Consider the following 19,642-nt stretch of genomic DNA (forward strand, 5'->3'; position numbering starts at 1 on the left):
AGCAGTCCTTTCGAATGATATTAGCGGTAGTTGGTGAACTGCAGCGGCTGGCCGTAGTCCTGGTCGCGCAGGAACTGGATCACGGTCTGCAACGCGTCCTTCGAAGCAGAGGAAACACGCAGCTTGTCGGCCTCGATAGTCACCTTGACCTTGAGCTTTTGGTCCTTGATGTCCTTGTTGATCTTCTTGGCGGTCGCCTGGTCGATACCCTCGACGATATGGCCGAGCACGCGCACGGTGCCGCCCGATGCCGCCTGCGGAGCATCCCACGAGACAGCCTTGAGGTCGATGCCGCGCTTGATGAGCTTGGAGCTCAGCACGTCGATAATCTGCTTGGAGACAAAGTCGGCCGGGGCGTTGATCGTAAAGAGCTTGTCGCCCTTCGAAAGCTCGATCGTGGCGCCGGAATCCTTCAGGTCATAGCGCTGGGAAATCTCGCGCGTGGTTTGCTGGAAGGCGTTGTCGACCTCTTGCATGTTGACCTCGGACACGACGTCGAAGCTGGAATCTTTAGCCATGATGTTTCCTTTCGCGTACGAGCGGCTTAGTAGCTATCGTACGAATAGTCGGTAGAATCGGTGGGCGTCTGGCCGTCAGTTGCGGTATCGGCGCCATCCGTGGACTGGGCATCGGTGCCGTCGGTGGTGTCGGTACCATCGGTGGTGTCGGTACCATCAGAACTTTCACCATTCTCGGAACCAGTCGTCTCCTTCTTGGGAACGGTGATCGTCACACGCGCCACGCCCGAGGTCTTGGTATCGTAACGGACCTTTTCGCCGTTCTTGGTAACGGTGACATCGGAAGGCTTGGACGTGGTGATCTCGATCGAGGACTCAGGCGTGTACTCCTGCTCAAAGGGGCCAGTCGCCTGGGCGCCATAGACCGACTTGCCATCGACCTTGACCTCAATCCAGGCGGTCTTTCCCTTGGCAACGGAGACCTTGACCTTCGTTACCTCGTTTTCTTCCTTTTTAGCCGTCGTCTTGGTGGCGTCCGAAACGGTCGACTCATCCGTCGCCTCATCGGTGTCATCGTCCTCGTCGACCGTTTCGGTCTTCTTAGAAGACTTCTTGGGCGTCGTCTTGGTAGCAGTGGGCGTCTCGGGCGTGGTCTCGGGCGTCGAAGATGCGCAGCCGCGCAGAAGTACCACGATGAGCACGATCAGCAGCAACGCCACGGCACCGATGCCGGCGTAGACGATACGCGGATCGAGACCGTTGTTTTGAGGAGTACGGGAACCGCCGCGTCCACGACTGGAACTGCTGCGGCCGCCTCCCTGAGGCATACGACCACGATTGCTGTCGGAACGGCCGCGATAGCCACCCTGGCCCTGAAGGCTGCGCTGACCCGAGCGGGGCGCAAGTTCACCGCGGCCTTGATAGCCACGCTGGCCCGCACGCGGAGCCGAAGAGCGCTGGCCATACGGCTGTGATTGAGAGCGAAGACGCGGCGTCACCTGCGTGGCATCGGCGTCCGCATAGCCGCCGAGAGCACGACCGGCAGAGACACCACGGTAGCCACGATCGGAATAGCCGCCATCTCCGTAGCCGACACGGGGATCGCGCACCACACCGCGGGCAGCGGGAAGCGCACGATCGTCGGGCATAGGCGTGCTGCGGAAACGATCGCGCTGAGAACGGATTTCCTCACTGGACCCCGTCTCGGTAATATAGCCAGCCTGCTGCGGACGCTGACCATAACGCGTTGAGCGACCACCCTGAACCATCAGGAAGCGCCCGTTATCGACAGAGGAACGCGAATTGACGTAGCCGGCGGCGTCCTGAAAACGACCGCCCTGCTGCGACGTCTCGCGTTCGTATGCCATCAGGTCGTCAAAGTAGGCATTGACGACCTCGCGCGGATTGAGGCCCAAAAAACGAGCATAGCTCGAAATCATGCCCTGCGCATAGCCGCGCGGCGGCATCGAAGCAAAGTTACCAGTCTCGAAAAACTCGATGATCTGCGGCCTGATTTTGATGGTGTTGGCGACCTGCTGAATGGAAAGGCCCATTCGGCGACGCTGCTCGAGCAGCATGTCACCAAAGCGTGCAGCCATCAGAATCCTCCAAACTCACGATCTTCACGTGCCATCTCGGCGTCGACAGATTCCAGCGCGGCAAGCCCCTCCTCGTCCAACAGGACCTCGCGCGGCTTGGAACCGTCGGGCGGGCCGACGACACCCTTTTCTTCCAGCATGTCCATAATACGCCCGGCACGCGCATAGCCAACCTTCAGACGACGTTGCAGGCCAGATGTGGAGCCAAGCTGCGATTCCACCACAATATGGGCGGCTTCCCAAATGAGTGGATCATCGTCTTGCGGCTCGGCTACTCCGGTGCGGACAATGCCTCCGCCACCCGCCATGGACATGGAAGCGGGCGCCACGGCAGACAGGATCTCCTCGTGGTAGTCTGGCTCACTCTGCGACTTGACGAACTCGACAATCTCGTTGATCTCATCATCCGAGACAAAGCAGCCCTGGATACGGCGGGGCTTGCCCCAGTCGACCTTGGAGAACAACATGTCGCCCAAACCGGTGAGCTTCTCGGCGCCCATCTGGTCGATGATGACGCGCGAGTCGATGCCCGTGGCGACGTTAAAGGCGATGCGGTTGGTGATGTTGGCCTTGATGAGGCCCGTCACCACGTTGGAGCTGGGGCGCTGCGTGGCAACGATAAGATGAATACCAGCGGCACGGCCCAGCTGTGCAATACGCACGATCGAGGCCTCGACATCCTTACCGGCGACCATCATCAGGTCAGAGAGCTCGTCAATGATAATGACCAGGTAGGGCATCTTTTGCGGCGGATTGTCGTAATGCTCAAACTCGCCGGCGGCCTGCTTTTCGTTGTAGGTCGAGATCTTACGCACGTTGAGACGCTCGAAGACCTTCAGGCGACGCTCCATCTCGGACACGGCCCATTGCAGAGCGCTCGCGGCCTGCTTGGGCTCGGTCACCACGGGCACATAGAGATGCGGCAGACCGTTATAGCCCGCAAGCTCGACGCGCTTGGGGTCGACCATAATCAGGCGAACGTCCTCGGGAAGGGCGCGCATGAGCAAGGTCGTGATGATGGAATTGATCATCACCGACTTACCAGAACCGGTCGTACCGGCAATCAACAGGTGAGGCATCTTGGCGAGGTCGGCGACAACCGGCGTGCCCTCGGCGTCGCGGCCGATGGCGAGCTCGAGCGGACCGCCCTTCACATAGGGCAGTACGTCGCCCAGATTGACGTTCTGGCGCTTGCGGTTGGGAATCTCGATGCCCACGAGCGAGGTGCCGGGGATCGGGGCAAAGATACGCACCGACTGGGCAGCGAGCGAAAGCGCGATATCGTCCTCGAGGCTCGAGATTTTGCTCACACGCTCGCCCTCACCGGGCTGCAGCTTAAAGGTCGTCACCGTGGGGCCGGCGATCCAGCCGACCACGCGGGCACTGCGGCCAAACTCAAGCAAGGTGGATTGCAGTGACTCAGCGGTCTGCTCCAGCTCCTTGTCCGAAGACGCAGCGGAAGCCGACTGCGGGTTGGCATGCAGGATTTCGAGCGGCGGAAGCTTGAGGCCGTCCTCTTCTTCGCCCTCGGCGTCAGTTGCGGTGTCGCTCGCTCCCCCATTGTCAGCCGCAGCAGGAGCGGCAGAGGCCGTAGAGGTTGAGGCGTCAGCGACCTTGGGGTGCTTCAGGAAGTCGGGGATCTGGGGTGCGGCCGAGACGGGATTCACGGAAAACGGCGGCTCGGACTCGTCAACCTTGTCCGGATCGTCCTCCATCGAAAGCTGTCCGGTGACCTGGCCGCGCTTTGCATGGCGACGCGGCAGCAAAGTTGTCTTTGCGGTCTCAATCGGAGCCTCGTCGTCCACGTCATCGCCCTCGGTGAGCTCAATCTCGCTATCGGACCAAGACGGGTCGGGCTCACTCGTATTGAGCTTGGGAACCGTCTTGCCCTTCTTGGCATGACGGCGCGGCAGCAGCGTCGTCTTGGCGCGCTCGGCTTCAACCGACTCGGATACGTCAACAAATGGGTCATCGTCCTCGTCGTCATCCAAAACCGGGTCGACATCGCCACCCATGACCGTGGTCACCGCGGCGTCAGTCCCCTTCTGGCGCAGAATGCTCAGGTGCGGACGAGCGACGCCGGGAACAGACAGGGCCTCTTCATCGCCCCACGGGCTCGCATTGACATCGGCACGTCGACGCTCGGCAAAATCGGCAGCGCGATCGCGTGCGGAGCGCAAAACGCCACCCACCGAAAAGCCGATAATGACCAAACCAACGACGACAAGCCCCAGCAAGACAACCATGGCGATAGGTTTACCCAGGGCGTTTTGCAAGGCACTTGCGATAAAGGCGCCAATGTAGCCGCCCGACACGGAAAGGTTCTGCGGCGTAAACATAAGGTCGCACGAATCGCTCGTGCCCGGCACCATCAGCGAAAGAATGGAGACGACGGCGATAAAGACCAAGGCGCCGCCCGCAACAGAGCGCACGTTGAGCGGCGAGTCCTCACCCAAAAAGAGCGTGGCGGCAAACAGCAAGATGACGATCGGCAGCACGTAGGCGCCCAGACCAAAGCCCAGGTGGTAGAAACCGGCAACCGCAGCCGTCACGGGCGCTGTTGCCGGAGAGATCACGGCAATGAAGGACGCGATCGCCAAAACGGCGATGACCACACCAGCGATATCGCGATTGGCCGAAGGCTCGACCAAGGGCTCAAAATCGTCGAAGTCTGCCTCATGGCCCTTATTGGCACGAAGATGGGAACCGGCACCCTTAGCAGATGCCGGTTGGTTGTTGGCCTTATTGCCTTTGGCGTTTTGTGCAGATCCGCGCGCCAAACTAAACCTCCATGACGACCGGGATGATCATCGGGCGAGTGCGCGTACGGCTCCAGATAAAGTTGGAGAGCGAGTCGCGCACGGCCTTGCGAATGGCGTCGGAACCGCTGCTGGTAAAGCTGAACTTGCCCTTCTCGATCGTCTTCATGATGGACGCGGAGGCATCCTCGGAGAACTGGTCGTCGATGGCAAACGAAACGCCGCGGCCCGAGAACTCGATGGCCTCGATCTTCTTGTGCTTGAGCGAGACGATGGCGACAGCCGTAACCATACCGTCGTTGGCGAGCTTCTGGCGATCGCGCAGGACGATGGGGTCGGTATCGCCGATGCGCAGACCGTCGACGTAGACGACGCCGGACTCGACGGGCGTGCCGCGCTTGACGATGCCGCCACGCATCTCGAGCGTGTCACCGTTATCGAGGATAAAGATATGATCGTCCTTGAGACCCATCTTACGGGCCAGCTGGGCATGGGCGCGCAGATGCACGGCCTCACCGTGAACCGGCATAAAGTACGTGGGCTTAGCCATGGCAATCAGGAGCTTGAGCTCCTCCTGGCTACCGTGACCGGAGACGTGAACGAGAGCGCGGTTCTTATCCCACACGTCGCAGCCGAGCTTGGCAAGGCTGTTGACGACCTGCTGGACGGCTTTCTCATTGCCGGGAACAGGAGTTGCCGAGAGGATAACGGTATCGCCCTCATGGATGGAGAGCGTCTTGTGCTCGCCATTGGCCATGCGGGACAGGGCCGACAGCGGCTCGCCCTGCGAACCGGTGCACATGACGACAATCTTGTCGTCAGGCAGGTTATCAATGTCGAAGGCATCGATGATATCAGCGTCATCGATGTTGAGGTAGCCCAGCTCGCGCGCCACGCGGGTGTTAGTGAGCATGGAGCGACCGGTCACGACGACCTTACGGCCGCACTTGCGGGCGGCATCGCAGATCTGCTGCAAACGATGGATGTGGCTCGAGAACGATGCGACGAACACGCGACCCGGGGCGTTCTTGATGGCGTGCAGCAGGTTGGGACCAACCTCGGCCTCGGACTTGGTAAAGCCGGGAACCGTGGCATTGGTGGAGTCGGAAAGCAGCAGGTCGATGCCCTGCTTGGCAAAGCGGCTGATAGCGGCGTAGTCGGGCGTGACGCCATCGATGGGCGTCTGGTCGAGCTTAAAGTCGCCGGTGTGCATAACGGTGCCCTGATTGGTGCGGATGAACACGCCCAGAGCGCCGGGGATGGAGTGCGTCATCGAGAAGAAGTCGAGCGAGATGCCGCCGAGGTTGACATGGCTGCCGCCCTTGACCTCGCGGAACTTGGGCGCGCGAATGCGGAACTCGGAGAGCTTGCCCTCGATAAAACCGAGCGTCAGCTTGCTCGAGAAGATGGGCACCTTGTTGTTGAGGTCCTGCAGCAGGTACGGAAGCGAACCGGTGTGGTCCTCGTGGCCGTGGGTGACGATGATACCGCGGAGCTTCTCCTCGTTCTCCAGAACATAGGTGTAGTCGGGAAGCACCAGGTCGATACCGGGCTGGGAGTCATCCGGGAACATGAGGCCAGCGTCGACGAGCACCATGTCGTCGCCGCACTCGAAGACCGTCATGTTCTTGCCGATGCCGTCAAGGCCGCCAAGCGGGATGATCTTCAAGGGAGATGATTTTTTAGCTGCCATAAGTGAGTGTTGTTTCCTTTCTTCGAAACGGGTCTGGAACAACCGACGGGGCGCTTCTGGCAAACCGACCGCCGGGAACGTACAAATATGCATCGCAGAGTCGATGCAATAACCACAGTATGATACCCATTTGCACAACAACAGACCACCCATGCATCAAAGCCCCATCTGAACTGGTCTATCCCGCCGGTTTCCCGTGGGGCGGGCGCTGATGAAGTTTCCTGCTCTACAGTCCTGCTCACGACGGAGGCCACATTAAGTGGCCTCCTGTTCGTGCGGAACTCGCGATAAACTTCATCAGCGCCCGCCCCACGGGAAACCTGCCAAAAAGGGACAGGTTTGTTTTGGTCGGTTTTATCTGGGAAGATGCTGCTGCGGCTATCTACAGATCTGAAATCTGACTACTGAATAGACTGTCTAGCTAAATAGCGAGCGGCACTAACCAGCCCTTTTGCTTGCGACCGGGAGGGGCGCATATGAAGTTTATCGCGAGTTCCGCACGCAAAGGAAAGCACTTAATGTGCTTTCCGTCTTGCGCAGGACTGTAGAGCAGGAAACTTCATATGCGGCCCTCCCGGGCGCAAACAAAAGGGCGACCCCTTAGGAGTCGCCCTTGCATGAGCTGCTTATGTACGGCTGTTACTCGGCGTCGTGGTGACGGCGGGGCTTGCGGCCTCCGTTGTCGCCGGGACGGCGCGGACGGTCGCTGCGCTCGGAGCGCTCGCGACGCGGACGCTCACGGCGCTGGAAGTGCTCGCCGTCACCCTCGGAGGCACCCTCGGCGCGAGCCGGGGCCTCGGGCTTGTCGAGACGATCGAGCGAGATCTTGCCGCGATCGTCAACCTCGATGACGACGACCTTGACCTCATCGCCCACGTTGAGGACGTCCTCGACCTTCTCCACACGACCCTTTGCGACGCGGGAGATGTGCAGCAAGCCGTCCTTACCAGGCAGCAGGTTGACGAAGGCGCCGAACGGCTGGATGGAGACCACGCGACCGGTGTACTCCTCGCCCGGCTCGGGAACCTTGATGATGAGCTTGATGCGCTCGACGGCCTGGTCGACGGACTCGCCGGTGCCGCCGACAAAGACGGTGCCGTCCTCCTGGATGTCGACCGAAGCGCCGGTTTCGTCCTGGATGCCGCGAATGACCTTGCCGCCGGAACCGATGACGTCACGGATCTTATCGGTCGGAACCTGGATGGAGACGATGCGCGGAGCGGTGCTGCGCGTGGTATGACGCGGCTCGGGGATCACATCGAGCATCTTTTGCAGGATGAAGGCGCGGCCCTCCTTGGCCTGCTGCAGGGCGCGGGCCAAGATATCGAAGGTAAGACCGGTGGCCTTGTTGTCCATCTGCAGGGCGGTGATGCCCTCGGTGGTGCCAGTGACCTTAAAGTCCATGTCGCCCAGGAAGTCCTCGAGACCCTGGATGTCGGACAGGACCACGGTCTTGCCCTCCTCCTGGATCAGGCCCATGGCGATACCGGAGACCGGGCGCTTAATGGGCACGCCGCCGTCCATAAGGGCGAGCGTGGAGCCGCAGGTCGAAGCCATCGAAGAGGAGCCGTTGGACTCCATGACCTCGGAGACGACGCGGATGGCGTAGGGGAACTCGTTCTCGTCGGGAAGCACCGGAAGCAGAGCGCGCTCGGCCAGATTGCCATGACCGATCTCGCGGCGCTTGGGGCTGCCCATGCGGCCGGTCTCGCCGGTGCAGAACGGCGGGAAGTTGTAGTGGTGCATATAGCGCTTGCCCTCGGTGGGCTCGATGGTATCCAGACGCTGGCCCTCGTTAAGCATGCCGAGCGACAGGACGGAGAGCACCTGAGTCTGACCACGCTGGAACAGGCCGGAGCCGTGAACGAGCGGCAGGTAGTTGTCCTTCACCATGATGGGACGAATCTCGTCGGCGGCACGACCGTCAACGCGCTCGCCGGTCTCGACGACCATGGTGCGCATGGCCTTCTTCTCGAGCTTCTTGAGCGCCACGGGGATCTCGCGCTCCCAGGCGGCCTGCTCCTCGTCGGTGAACTCGGCGCGGATGGACTCCTTCAGAGCCTCGACCTTACCGATGCGGGAAAGCTTGTCGGCGTCGCGCAGGGCAGCGGCCATCTCGTCGTAGTGGGCGAAGATGCGCTCCTGGACCTCCTCGACGGGCTGGTCGAGCGGGTACTCCTTCTTGACGATAGCGCCGTTGACCTGCTCCCACTCGGCGACGAACTCGTCTTGGGCCTGGCAGAAGGCAGCGAGGGCCTCCTGGCCAAACTTCATAGCGGCGAGCATGTCGTCCTCGGAGATCTCCTCGGCGCCGGCCTCGACCATCGAGATGAAGTCGGCAGAGCCGCCCAGCTCCAGGTCCAGGTCGGAGTTCTCGCGCTCCTCATAGGTGGGATTGACGATAAACTCGCCGGTCTCCACGTTGCGGCCGATGCGCACGCAGGCAAGCGGGCCCTCGAATGGCACGCCGCCGAGCGTCATGGCCAGCGAAGCACCCATGACGTTGATGACGTCAAAGGGGTTGACCTGGTCGGCGACGAGCGAGGTAGCGACGATGTGCACCTCGTTACGGAAGCCGTCCGGGAAGCTCGGGCGGATCGGACGGTCGATCATACGAGCCGTGAGCGTGGCCTTCTCGCTGGGACGGCCCTCGCGCTTAAGGTAGCCACCCGGGATACGGCCGGCGGCGTACATCTTCTCGTTGAAGTCGACGGTCAGCGGGAAGAAGTCGTAATTCTTGCGCTCCTTGGAGACGACCACGGTGTCGAGCATCGTGGTGTCGCCCTGCTTGACCAGACAAGCGCCGGTGGCCTGCTTGGCAAGCTCGCCGGACTCAAAGGTGTAGGTCTTGCCGTACAGCTCAAAGGTCTTGGATACGAGTGTCATTGTTCTCCTTTACCCCACAGGCCCCTTGCCTGCGGGCTTCTCATGTGACGCGGGCCCCCTGCCCCCGCCACGCTTCAGAGCGTGATTGTTCACGCCCTTACACAAAAAGAGCGCCCCGCTGCGCAGGACGCTCTTAGCATGTACAAATCCTTACTGGATGTTGTCGCGGATGCCCAGAGCCTTGATGAGCTCACGGTACTCGACGATGTCGTTCTTCTTGATGTAGGAGAGAAGACGACGACGACGGCCAACGAGCATAAGCAGGCCACGACGGGTGTGGAAGTCCTTCTGGTGGGACTTCATGTGCTCGGTCAGCTCCTTGATGCGCTCGGACAGGATGGCGACCTGAACCTTGGGGTTACCGGTATCGACCGGGGAGTTACCGAACTGGGCGGTCAGCTCCGCCTTGCGCTCTTTGGAAACAGTCATTGTTTCACCTTTCGCTTCGCGTCGCCTGTGGGCGACTCCATTCGCCTCGGACTGGGAAGCCGCCGGTGGAGCGAACATCCAAGGTCGAGGTACCAACAGGTGGGTATGTTACCACAAGCGGCGCGCGCCTGCGCATCATCACCGACCCAACATGAATTCCATCGCACGGAGCCGCTGATCGGTGTGCGTGGCGGCCCAAACATGCGAAAGCCCCAGCAAAAACGCAGCCGTATGCGGATCGATCTGCTCGCCCATAAGGGCATCGAAGGTCATGGACATCAGAGCGCGCAGCCATGCGACCTCGCCGACCGATACCAACTCGGCGCCAGGCACGCTCGAGGCGCACGACCCGCACAGAAGCCCGCCGGCCTGGGCCGAGAAATGCGAGAGCATGGGATCGCCGCACGAGACGCATGCCGAGAAATCGGGGCGGTAACCAACGTGCGACAGCAGTTTAAAGACAAAGGCCGCCACGAGCAGGTCCATATGTGCCGAGTCGAGCCCGCAGCCGACAAGCGTGAGCGCCCGCTGCGTGATGGCAAAGGTAAATGGATCCTCGGCATCCTCGAACGAGCACACGCGCGCAACCTCGGCAATCGCGCTGGCGGCACAGATCGTCTCGTAGTCAGGAGCGGCACCGAGTGGCGCCTCCATAAGCTCCGCCTGAGAAACCACGTCAAGCGAGCGACCACGCGCGAGCAGCATATCGACGGTACAGAAAAGCTCGCAGCGGGCCGCAAGGCGACCGCCGGGCTTACGCGCGCCCTTAGCCACGGCACGCACCTGCCGTCCCCGTTCGTCGAGCATGGTCAAGATCAGGTCGGTTTCCTTGAGCTTCGTCTTGTCGAGGACGAGCACCTTTGTGCGATATGTGCGAGAGCCTGCCATGAACGCCGAGGCTTAATCTTCGGCATTGTAGCCAAAGCGGCGGATCTGTGCCTCGTCATCGCGCCAGCCGGCCTTGACCTTCACGTCGAGCTCCAAAAAGACCTGCGTGCCAAAGATACGCTCAAGGTCGCGACGGGCATCGATGCCGATATGCTTAATCATCTCGCCGCCCTTGCCGATGATGATGCCCTTCTGCCCCTCGCGCTCGACGTAAATCGTGGCGTGCACGCGCAGAACCTTCTTAGTCTGCTCGAGCGCGTCACAGATGACGCCCACGGAGTGGGGGATCTCGTCGCGGGTGCGACGCAGAACCTTCTCGCGTACAAACTCGGCCACGAGGGTCTCGTCGGACGCGTCGGTGCCCATGTCCTCAGGGAACCAGCGCGGGCCCTCGGGCAAAAAGTGAGCGACGGTCTCGATAAACGCATCGACGTTGAAGTTCTTGACCGACGACGTCACGATCTCGTCGTCATATTCCATGAGCTCGTGAGCGGCCTTGAGCTGTTCCATAACCTGGGCGGGATCGGCCTCGTCGGCCTTCGTAAGCACCAGGACCTTTTTGGAACGGGCGCTCTTGACACGCTCGGCAACCCAGGCGTCTCCCCTGCCGATCGGCTTGGTGGCATCAATCAAAAACGCGACGACGTCTACGTCATTGAGCTCAAACAGGGCACTCTTGTTGAGCTCGGAGCCCAGGCCGTCCTTGGGCTTGTGGATACCCGGCGTGTCAACGAAGACCAGCTGGTAACCGGGGCGGTTGACCACGGCGCGCATACGGCGGCGGGTCGTCTGGGCCACCGGAGAGGTGATGGCGACCTTCTTGCCGTAACAGGCGTTGAGCAGCGTGGACTTGCCGGCGTTGGGGCGACCGACCAGGGCCACAAAGCCGCTGCGGAAACCGGGTTCCACGTCGCCAAAGCCCGCGAGACTCTCATCCTCGTCGCACAGGGCATCGAGTTCCTCGCCGCTCATACCCTCAAACGGGTCGAACTCCTCGACCTCGTCAAACGAATCGGCGCCTTCAGTCTCATCTAGGACCTCGTCATCCAAAACCTCATCGGTAGGCTGCATATTGTCGGACATGGGAATCCCTTTCTAAATAAAGTCGAGCGCGTGGGCAAAGACAAGCAAGCCTACGATCGCGGCGGTAATGGAAAGAACGTACACAGAGGCAGCGGCGATATCCTTCGCGCGCTTGGCCAGCGGATGCAGCTCCTGGGTCGCCAGGTCGACAATCGCCTCCATGGCGGTATTGCACAACTCGCCGTGAATCACCAGGCCGCAGCAGATGATGACCGTAGCCCACTCGGCAATATCGAGCCCCACGATGCAGCCGGCGATGACGGTGCACACGCCCGCCACGAGCATGACCTTGATATTGCGCTCGGTCTTGACGGCGGTAACGAAGCCCTCCATGGCGTATGAGAACGACTTTAAAAAGGACGGATGGTCCTTGTTCGATCCGGGAATCATAGACGGCTCCTAGTCGTGGGCGTGGTTGGTGATAGGGCCGACGTGGACGAGTTTGGGGTCCTCGCCGCGCTCAAGCGCCAGGTCGCGCAAGATGGCATCCTCGCGTGCCTCCATGACCTCGGCCTCATCGTCCTCGATGTGGTCGTAACCCAGCAGGTGCAACATTCCATGCACGAGCATCAGTCGGCACTCATCGGCGGGGCTGTTGCCAAAGCCGGGCGCCTGACGGGCAATAACTTGCGGAGCCAAGATGATATCGCCGAGCTCGAGCGTCTCGTCGGTGGGAATGTCCTCGTCAAAGGCCGAGTCGCATTCAAACGAGAGCACGTCGGTCGTGCGATCGATGCCACGCCACTCAAGGTTGAGCTCGTGCATCTCGTCCTCATCGACATACGAAAGGGAAATCTCGACCTCACGCTCAACACCCTCGGCGGCAAGCACAACTGAGCAGATGTGCTCCACCTCCTGGGCATCGAGCAGCGTATCGAGCTCGGCATCGTTGCTGATCAATACACTCAACGGGACTCCTTTCGATCGTGTGCGCGCTGCTCACGCGCATCGTCGTATGCATCATAGGCCTCAACGATACGGCCCACCAGGGCATGGCGTACCACATCGGCACGCTCGAGGTGAGAAAACGCCACATCGTCGACGCGACCCAAAATCCTTTCGACATCGGCAAGACCACCACGACGACCCGCCAGGTCACGCTGACTCAGGTCGCCGGTAATCACGAACTTGGAATTAAAACCCAGGCGCGTCAGGAACATCTTCATCTGCTCGGGCGTCGTGTTTTGTGCCTCATCGAGCACCACAAAGGCATCGCTCAGCGTTCGACCGCGCATGTAGGCGAGCGGCGCGATCTCGATCACGCCACGCTCCATAAGCTCATCGGTGCGTTCGCGATCCATCATGTCAAAGAGGGCATCATAGAGCGGGCGCATATACGGGTCGATCTTTTCCTCGAGGGTGCCGGGCAAAAAGCCCAGGTTCTCCCCCGCCTCGACAACCGGGCGCGTCAGGATCAGGCGGCCCACCTCATGGCGCTTGAGCGCGGCGACGGCGAGCGCCATGGCCAGATAGGTTTTACCGGTACCGGCGGGACCGAGGCCAAACGTGATGGTCGAAGAGCGGATGGCATCCACATAGCGCTTTTGACCGAGCGTCTTGGGGCGGATAACGCGACCGCGGTACGATAGCAGCACGTCATCGCGCAACGACGAGGCATCATGCTCGCCGTCGCGCAGAACGGCAAGACAGCGCGAGATATCATCGGCAGAAAGCGTGCGCCCGGCAGCAGCCTCACGAAAGGCATGTTCGAAAAAACGCGCGACGAGCTCGACTTCGTCCGGATCGCCGCTCACGGCAACGCTGTCACCGCGGGCAACCACATGGGCGCGCACCAAATTCTCGAGCGCACGAAGGACGCCGTCGCCGGCGCCCAAAACGCGCGAGGGGTCGATACCCTCAGGAACGGTAAGTCTAATCTTCGAGGCTTCCATGAACCTCCCTGCGTGCATGGACCAAGCCGGAATCATCGACTCCGATGATAGCAACATCGAGCAGGCACGGGGCTGTGAGTCCACAGGTATCATCGAGACGGGCATGATGGAACGATCCGAGCGTCAAATTGTCACCGTACTCAAGCACGGCACGCTCGACGGTACCCACGCGACGGCGGGCATCGGCAACCGCGAGCTCCTGAGCCGCCGCGCGCATGCGACGGCTGCGCTCGACCATAACCTCGGGGGGTACCTGGTCGGGCATGTCGGCGGCGAGGGTGCCGGGACGCTTGCTATAGCGGAACACGTGCATGCGCGAAAAGCCCACGCGACGGCACAGCGCCAGCGACTCCTCGAACTCCTCGTCCGTCTCGCCAGGAAAACCGACGATAACGTCGCACGAAAGAGACGCCTGGGGCAAGTTGGTGCGAATCATGCGCACCGTATCCTCAAAGGCCTCGGCACTATAGGGACGACCCATGCGATGCAGCGTCGCCGTGCAGCCAGACTGCACGGGCAGGTGCAAAAACGGCGCGATACGCTTCGGATAGCGAGCCATCACCTTGAGCAAGCGCTCGGAAATATCCATGGGCTCCACCGAGGAGATACGCACGTGGGCGATCTCGGTGCGCTCCATGATGGCCTGGAGCAGCTCATCGATCTCGACATGCTCGTCGGTCGCGCTCTTGCCGTCATAGGCACCCAGGTTCACGCCGGTCAGCACGACCTCGGGCACGCCGGCCTCCTGGGCTTCACGTACCTGTTCGAGCACGGACTCGACGGGCACGGAACGCTCGGGGCCGCGGGCCTTCCACACGATGCAATAGGTACAACGGTGGTTGCAGCCGTCCTGGATCTTCACGCCCAGCCGCGAACGTCCGAGCGCATCGACAACGTCGCCATCGCTGCAGGCGGGCACGCTATCGGATTCGACGCCCAGCACCTCGCAGACGCGCTCGGCGACATCAATCTTGGACGGTTCGGCGATCACGCGATCGGAGAGCTCCAGCAGCTCCTCGGGATGCAGGTTGACGACGCAGCCAGTTACGACCACGTAAGGCTCGCCCGGATAGGCCAGGGCGTGACGAACGGCCTTGCGGGTCTTGGCCTCGGCCTCCCCCGTCACGGCACAGGTATTGATAACGATCAGGTCGGCGTCCCGGGGCTCCACCATCGCAAAGCCCAGGCGCATAAGATCGGCAGTGATACGGTCGGACTCAACCCGGTTGACACGACAACCGAGGTTGACGACGGAAATATGGGGTGCGAGCACACGGGCTCCTTAATCGAGGATGTCGTCGAGGGCGCTCTTGATACGGTCGGTCACCGACTTCTTACCGGATGCGACGTCATCGCCCATCTCGTCGGCAAAGGCGCGAAGCAGCTCGCGCTGCTTGTTGGAGAGATTGGTGGGGACGACAACGCGCAGCTGCACGACCAGACGACCGCGCGAACCGCCACCGCCGATACGCGGCATGCCGTAATTGTTGACACTCACGGTGTCACCGTACTGTGTGCCGGCGGGGACGCACAGCTTGACGACCTCGTCAGGCATAATGCCCTCGACCTCAATCTCGCAACCGAGCGCGGCCTGCGCAATCGAGATATCGCTCACCAGATACAGGTCATCGCCATTACGCTTAAAACGCTCGTGGTCGGCGACACGCACGTTGACGATCAGGTCGCCCGAGGGCTCGCCACGAAGGCCGGCCTCGCCAAAACCACTCACGCGCAGCTGGCGACCGGTCGAAACACCGGCGGGAATATCGATGTCAATCTTTTCGTGAGAAGGCGTGCGGCCCTGGCCATCACAGGTCTCGCAGGGATGATCGATGACCGTGCCTTCGCCGTGGCAGTCAGGACAGGGCGAAGAGGACTGAACCTGACCCAGGAACGAACGCTGGACCGTCGTCACATAGCCTGTGCCGTGACAGCGGCTGCACTGCTTTACGGTCGCGCCCTCGGCCTTGCCGGTACCATTGCAGTCATCGCAAGGGGCAAGACGGTCGTAGCTGATCGTCTTTTTGCAGCCGAGCGCCGCCTCCTCGAGCGTCACCGAAAGGGAGATGGCCATATCGCGACCGCGACGGCGCTCGCGACGGCTGCGAGCGCCACCACCGGCGCCACCGCCAAAGAACGACGAGAACAGGTCGTCCATGCCCATGCCGCCAAAGATATCGTTGATGTCGACATAGCCAGAGCCACCGGGGCCGTCCGCGGTGCCGTAACGGTCGTAGTTAGCACGCTTCTGCTCGTCGGAAAGAACGGAATAGGCCTCGTTGAGCTCTTTGAACTTGGCCTCGGCCTCGGGGTCGTCCGAAACATCTGGGTGTACCGTACGGGCTTTCTTTAGAAACGCGCGCTTAATCGTCCGCGCGTCGGCATCCTTGTCAACGCCAAGTACCTCGTAGTAATCCCTATTTTCCGACACGACCGAATCCTTCCAACTTTCATTATTGTCACAGTGCGTCCTATACCCAAGCTGGGCCGGGCGCAAACAGAGGGTTTGATGTTATTGAATTCCGTACGGCGAAAGCACGGCCCGCTGCGAGCAGCTCGCGAACCAAACCGACACGAGCGCGAACATAAAACCGTTGGCAAATCCATTGGCAAACTGCATCGCACCGCGCTTCCACCACAGCAGACTGCGATGAAGCACGCCGTCCGACAGCACCATGAACAAGCCCATGGCAAACGGAATGAAGCACATCATGGCAAAGGCGGAGAACACGCCCGAGATGGCCGACAGTACCAAAAACGGCGCGATGATACCCATGAGGTAGAAGCCGGTGCGAGCCTTACCCTCCAGGCGCTCGGCCTCAACGTGCGCGCGACCGACCAGGTCACCGCCCGAAGCGCCGTTCGTGCCGGCGTGACCCATGTTGGGGATGCGCACCTCGTCGCCATCATGCGTGCCGGCGGGAAACTCAATCGTCTGCTCGGAGGTCACGCGGATACGGCCGCTGCCGCCGCAATCGGGACACGGGTCGGCAACGACCTTGCCGGAACCGCCACACTCAGGACAAACCGTCTGGAACGTGCCCGCACCAAACAGGAAGGACAGGTCGACATCGATATGGCCGCGACCACCGCAGCTCGGACAGGTGTGGGCATGCTCTGACGAAACGGAGCCCGATCCGCCACAATGCCCGCAGGTGTCAAAGCGGGTGTATCGAACGGTCTTGTGGGCACCGCTCTTGGCCTCCTTGGCGTCGAGCTTGATATCGACGACCACGTTGGCGCCACTCTCGGGGTTGTAGGCCGCCTGGCCGCGACGGGGCTGGCCCCAGGCGCCTCCGAAGGGAAAACCGCCGTCAAAGGGATTGCCGTAACCGGCGCTGCCGGCATAGCCGCCGCCATAGGGCGAAGCCGTCGGTGCACCGGCAAAGGGATTGCCCGACCGCATGGCGTCGTAACGCGCACGCTTCTGCTCGTCCGAGAGCACGGCGTAGGCCTCGGAAACCTCTTTAAACCTCTCCTCGGCATCCGGCTCTTTATTGACGTCCGGATGGAGCTTGCGGGCCTTTTGTTGGAAAGCCTTTTGGATATCACGCGAGGTGGCGTCCTTGGAGACGCCCAAAATCTCGTAGTAATCTTTTTCGTTCATCGTCGCCATGCGCGGCAACCTCCTGCTCACAGCAGCGTATATATTGCGGTAATTCTACCCGAGCGGCCTAAGCTAGACCCCAAAACAGCTCGAACAGCACATTTCCATCGAGCCAACCTAGGTGGGTCGGCGCCAGGCGGGCACAAGTGCGACCAGCGATGACATCGACAGAGACGATAGGCCCCGCATGGTTATCACCGTGCTCGGGCACCCAAGTGGCAAGCCCAAGCTCAAGAGCGCGGTCACAAGCCGCTGTCAGTTTATCGGCAGGGATGACACGAGCCGCGCGAACCAACAAGTCGGAAGCAACACCGCGCGTCATGCGACAAGCGAGCATCAGGTCCTCGGCCGCCGCCTCGCGATGCGTCAGGTACTCGGCCTCAAACGCCGTCGCGGCATCGTTGCGTTGCACCAGACGCACGCGGTGCGCATCGCCTCGAGAAGACACGCCGAGGAACAAACCTGCAAGACAGTCGAAATCCTCGGCGTCGAGCATGCCCGCGGCAGAACGGCCCAGGCCCAGATAGCCCTGTCCGGTCCAATAGGCAATGTTGTGGGCACACTCATGGCCGTCGAGCGCGTAGCTCGCCACCTCATACGGGTGATAGCCGGCCGCAGTCAGACAATCACGCGCCACGTCCATGCATGCGGCCTGGAAATCCTCATCGGGCTCAAGCGACTCATCACGGCACGCCATGCGGTACAGCGGCGTGCCCTCCTCGAGCGTGAGCGGATAGACCGACACATGGTGCGGGGCCGCCGCAAGCACGCCATTAAGCGAATACTGCCAGCTCGCCATAGTCTGTCCGGGAAGCCCACACATAAGGTCGCACGACACATCGAGCCCAACATCCTTCACCGTCGCAATAGCCTCAAGCGCCCGTTCGGCATTATGGATGCGGCCGATGACGGCCAACTCGGTATTGTCGAGGGTTTGCACGCCCAGAGAAATGCGCGTGACACCCGCCTCGGCAAGCGCGGTGGCGAGCCCAGCGGTCAGCGACTCAGGATTGGCTTCGCAAGTAAACTCAACGGGCTTGCACCACATGGAGATATGCCGCGCCAGCTCCACCAGGCGCTCCCCCGCCAGCGACGGCGTGCCACCGCCAACATAGACGGTGCGGATCTGGTCAAGGGCCCCAGCGTTGCCAAAAGCATCGAGCCGCGCATACAGTTGCTCAAAATAGGCATCGAGCGCAGCGTCCAGGTCGAACGGCGCCACGCTGCGCGAGTCAAAGTCGCAATAGCGACATTTCTGAGCGCAAAACGGCACGTGCACATACAGCGCGGTAACGGCCACCCTTAAGCCTCCAGCGGATGGGCGGGCACCGGCTCGCCGGCGGCAAGCGCGGCCTCGCAGACCACCACGTCGCGCTCGATATCATCGACCAGCGCCATAAACTCCTCGTACGTGGAGCAGCGCACCACCTGAGCGCGCCAGGCGGCGGCATGGGGCATGCCCTTTAAGTACCAGCTTGCATATGTACGGGCTCGCGACATAAGCGGCAGAAGCTCGTGCGTCAACGTCAGGTGCTCACGCAGAGCCTCCAGGCGCTCGACCGAGGAGCGAGAAGGAACCGGCGTGCCATCGAGCGCAAGGGCTCGGGCATCGCCGAACACCCACGGATTGCCGTAGATGCCGCGCGCGATAAACACAGCGCTGGCACCCGAGCCGCTCAGATGCTCGGCAGCGTCCTCGGCCGAAAACACATCGCCCGAACCAATCACGGGGATCTCGACAGCGTCGGCAACCTCATCGACGACAGACCAATCGGCCTGGCCCGTATAGAGCTGAGTGGCACAACGACCGTGCACGGCAACTGCGGAGGCGCCAGCCCCTTCGAGCATCTGGGCAAACGTTGCGGCGTTGCGATCCTCGGCATAAAAACCCTTGCGGATCTTCACGGTCACGGGAACATGCGCCGCGCCCACCGTCGCCTCAACGATTCTTTCGGCCAGGTCGGGCGTGCGCATAAGCGCCGAGCCCTCGCCCTTGGTAACGACCTTGCGAGCCGGACAGGCCATGTTGATATCAATCAATGACAGGCGATCGCCCACGCGTTCCTCGACGGCAGCGACGGCACTCGCAAACTGCTCGGGCTTGGAGCCAAAGAGCTGCACGCAAATCTGCTGCTCCTCGTCGGCCGGCAGCACCAGGCGCCACGTCTTGTTGCTGGCATAGGCAAGGCCTGCAACGCTCACCATCTCGCTATAGGCAAGGTTGGCACCGCGGCGGCGACACATGATGCGATAGGCGGGGTCGGTTACGCCCGCCATGGGAGCCATAAGGAACGGCTGCTCGGCATAGGCGCCCAGCAACCGCTGACTATATTCGGAAAGCGCCATAGA

At 61.5% G+C, this 19,642-nt stretch carries 16 protein-coding genes; all 16 read right to left on the reverse strand.

All coding sequences use genetic code 11. The features are described 5' to 3' along the window. Window positions 1–20 precede the first annotated feature (20 nt). Window positions 21–518: a YajQ family cyclic di-GMP-binding protein gene (locus tag DWX63_RS02160; RefSeq protein WP_022094699.1), complete on the reverse strand. Its 498-nt coding sequence runs from the start codon at window positions 516–518 to the stop codon at window positions 21–23. A gap of 26 nt (window positions 519–544) precedes the next feature. Further along, window positions 545–2,056: a RodZ family helix-turn-helix domain-containing protein gene (locus DWX63_RS02165; protein WP_117842683.1), complete on the reverse strand. Its 1,512-nt coding sequence runs from the start codon at window positions 2,054–2,056 to the stop codon at window positions 545–547. Further along, entirely contained in the window at window positions 2,056–4,836 is a 2,781-nt protein-coding gene (locus tag DWX63_RS02170) for a DNA translocase FtsK (protein WP_233514437.1), read from the reverse strand. The genes DWX63_RS02165 and DWX63_RS02170 overlap by 1 nt, the downstream gene beginning before the upstream one ends. A gap of 1 nt (window position 4,837) precedes the next feature. Next, entirely contained in the window at window positions 4,838–6,508 is a 1,671-nt protein-coding gene (locus tag DWX63_RS02175) for a ribonuclease J (RefSeq protein WP_117786039.1), read from the reverse strand. Window positions 6,509–7,147: 639 nt separating this feature from the next. Continuing rightward, window positions 7,148–9,394 carry a polyribonucleotide nucleotidyltransferase gene (locus tag DWX63_RS02180; RefSeq protein WP_022094703.1) on the reverse strand — a complete coding sequence of 749 codons (2,247 nt, stop codon included), beginning with the start codon at window positions 9,392–9,394 and terminating at the stop codon, window positions 7,148–7,150. Between the two features lie 150 nt (window positions 9,395–9,544). Beyond that, window positions 9,545–9,823: a 30S ribosomal protein S15 gene (gene rpsO / locus DWX63_RS02185; protein ID WP_006235963.1), complete on the reverse strand. Its 279-nt coding sequence runs from the start codon at window positions 9,821–9,823 to the stop codon at window positions 9,545–9,547. 138 nt (window positions 9,824–9,961) lie between these two features. Next, the gene (gene recO / locus DWX63_RS02190) at window positions 9,962–10,711 is read right to left on the reverse strand and encodes a DNA repair protein RecO (RefSeq protein ID WP_117842684.1); all 750 of its coding nucleotides are present in this window, start codon (window positions 10,709–10,711) and stop codon (window positions 9,962–9,964) included. 12 nt (window positions 10,712–10,723) lie between these two features. Next, window positions 10,724–11,794 carry a GTPase Era gene (era, locus tag DWX63_RS02195; protein ID WP_199411067.1) on the reverse strand — a complete coding sequence of 357 codons (1,071 nt, stop codon included), beginning with the start codon at window positions 11,792–11,794 and terminating at the stop codon, window positions 10,724–10,726. 12 nt (window positions 11,795–11,806) lie between these two features. Next, window positions 11,807–12,184, reverse strand: a complete 378-nt coding sequence (locus tag DWX63_RS02200) for a diacylglycerol kinase family protein (protein ID WP_022094706.1) — start codon at window positions 12,182–12,184, stop codon at window positions 11,807–11,809. A gap of 9 nt (window positions 12,185–12,193) precedes the next feature. Then, window positions 12,194–12,703 carry an rRNA maturation RNase YbeY gene (gene ybeY / locus DWX63_RS02205; RefSeq protein ID WP_117842685.1) on the reverse strand — a complete coding sequence of 170 codons (510 nt, stop codon included), beginning with the start codon at window positions 12,701–12,703 and terminating at the stop codon, window positions 12,194–12,196. Next, window positions 12,700–13,686, reverse strand: coding sequence for a PhoH family protein (locus DWX63_RS02210; RefSeq protein WP_117842686.1), 987 nt, complete (start codon window positions 13,684–13,686; stop codon window positions 12,700–12,702). The genes ybeY and DWX63_RS02210 overlap by 4 nt, the downstream gene beginning before the upstream one ends. After that, window positions 13,667–14,959, reverse strand: coding sequence for a MiaB/RimO family radical SAM methylthiotransferase (locus DWX63_RS02215; protein ID WP_117842687.1), 1,293 nt, complete (start codon window positions 14,957–14,959; stop codon window positions 13,667–13,669). Before DWX63_RS02215 ends, DWX63_RS02210 begins: the two co-directional genes overlap by 20 nt. A 9-nt stretch (window positions 14,960–14,968) precedes the next feature. Continuing rightward, window positions 14,969–16,117 (reverse strand): molecular chaperone DnaJ, encoded by a 1,149-nt coding sequence (dnaJ, locus tag DWX63_RS02220; protein ID WP_117842688.1) that lies wholly within the window; start codon window positions 16,115–16,117, stop codon window positions 14,969–14,971. Window positions 16,118–16,198: 81 nt separating this feature from the next. Beyond that, window positions 16,199–17,302, reverse strand: a complete 1,104-nt coding sequence (locus DWX63_RS02225) for a DnaJ domain-containing protein (RefSeq protein WP_199411068.1) — start codon at window positions 17,300–17,302, stop codon at window positions 16,199–16,201. A gap of 58 nt (window positions 17,303–17,360) precedes the next feature. Next, on the reverse strand, window positions 17,361–18,593 hold the full coding sequence (gene hemW / locus DWX63_RS02230) for a radical SAM family heme chaperone HemW (RefSeq protein WP_117842689.1): 1,233 nt from the start codon (window positions 18,591–18,593) through the stop codon (window positions 17,361–17,363). A 2-nt stretch (window positions 18,594–18,595) separates the two neighbouring features. Continuing rightward, a complete protein-coding gene (gene dusB / locus DWX63_RS02235; RefSeq protein ID WP_117842690.1) occupies window positions 18,596–19,639 on the reverse strand; it encodes a tRNA dihydrouridine synthase DusB in 1,044 nt (347 codons plus the stop codon). Window positions 19,640–19,642: the final 3 nt, after the last annotated feature.

This window comes from Collinsella sp. AF20-14LB (assembly GCF_003459505.1).
Taxonomy (GTDB): Bacteria; Actinomycetota; Coriobacteriia; order Coriobacteriales; family Coriobacteriaceae; genus Collinsella.

What these genes read in the sequence shown, in the direction of transcription:
- DWX63_RS02160 (WP_022094699.1), bottom strand. Translation starts at nt 518, where the DNA reads ATGGCTAAAGATTCCAGCTTCGACGTCGTGTCCGAGGTCAACATGCAA.
- DWX63_RS02165 (WP_117842683.1), bottom strand. Translation starts at nt 2,056, where the DNA reads ATGGCTGCACGCTTTGGTGACATGCTGCTCGAGCAGCGTCGCCGAATG.
- DWX63_RS02175 (WP_117786039.1), bottom strand. Translation starts at nt 6,508, where the DNA reads ATGGCAGCTAAAAAATCATCTCCCTTGAAGATCATCCCGCTTGGCGGC.
- DWX63_RS02180 (WP_022094703.1), bottom strand. Translation starts at nt 9,394, where the DNA reads ATGACACTCGTATCCAAGACCTTTGAGCTGTACGGCAAGACCTACACC.
- rpsO (WP_006235963.1), bottom strand. Translation starts at nt 9,823, where the DNA reads ATGACTGTTTCCAAAGAGCGCAAGGCGGAGCTGACCGCCCAGTTCGGT.
- recO (WP_117842684.1), bottom strand. Translation starts at nt 10,711, where the DNA reads ATGGCAGGCTCTCGCACATATCGCACAAAGGTGCTCGTCCTCGACAAG.
- era (WP_199411067.1), bottom strand. Translation starts at nt 11,794, where the DNA reads ATGTCCGACAATATGCAGCCTACCGATGAGGTTTTGGATGACGAGGTC.
- DWX63_RS02200 (WP_022094706.1), bottom strand. Translation starts at nt 12,184, where the DNA reads ATGATTCCCGGATCGAACAAGGACCATCCGTCCTTTTTAAAGTCGTTC.
- DWX63_RS02210 (WP_117842686.1), bottom strand. Translation starts at nt 13,686, where the DNA reads ATGGAAGCCTCGAAGATTAGACTTACCGTTCCTGAGGGTATCGACCCC.
- DWX63_RS02225 (WP_199411068.1), bottom strand. Translation starts at nt 17,302, where the DNA reads ATGGCGACGATGAACGAAAAAGATTACTACGAGATTTTGGGCGTCTCC.
- dusB (WP_117842690.1), bottom strand. Translation starts at nt 19,639, where the DNA reads ATGGCGCTTTCCGAATATAGTCAGCGGTTGCTGGGCGCCTATGCCGAG.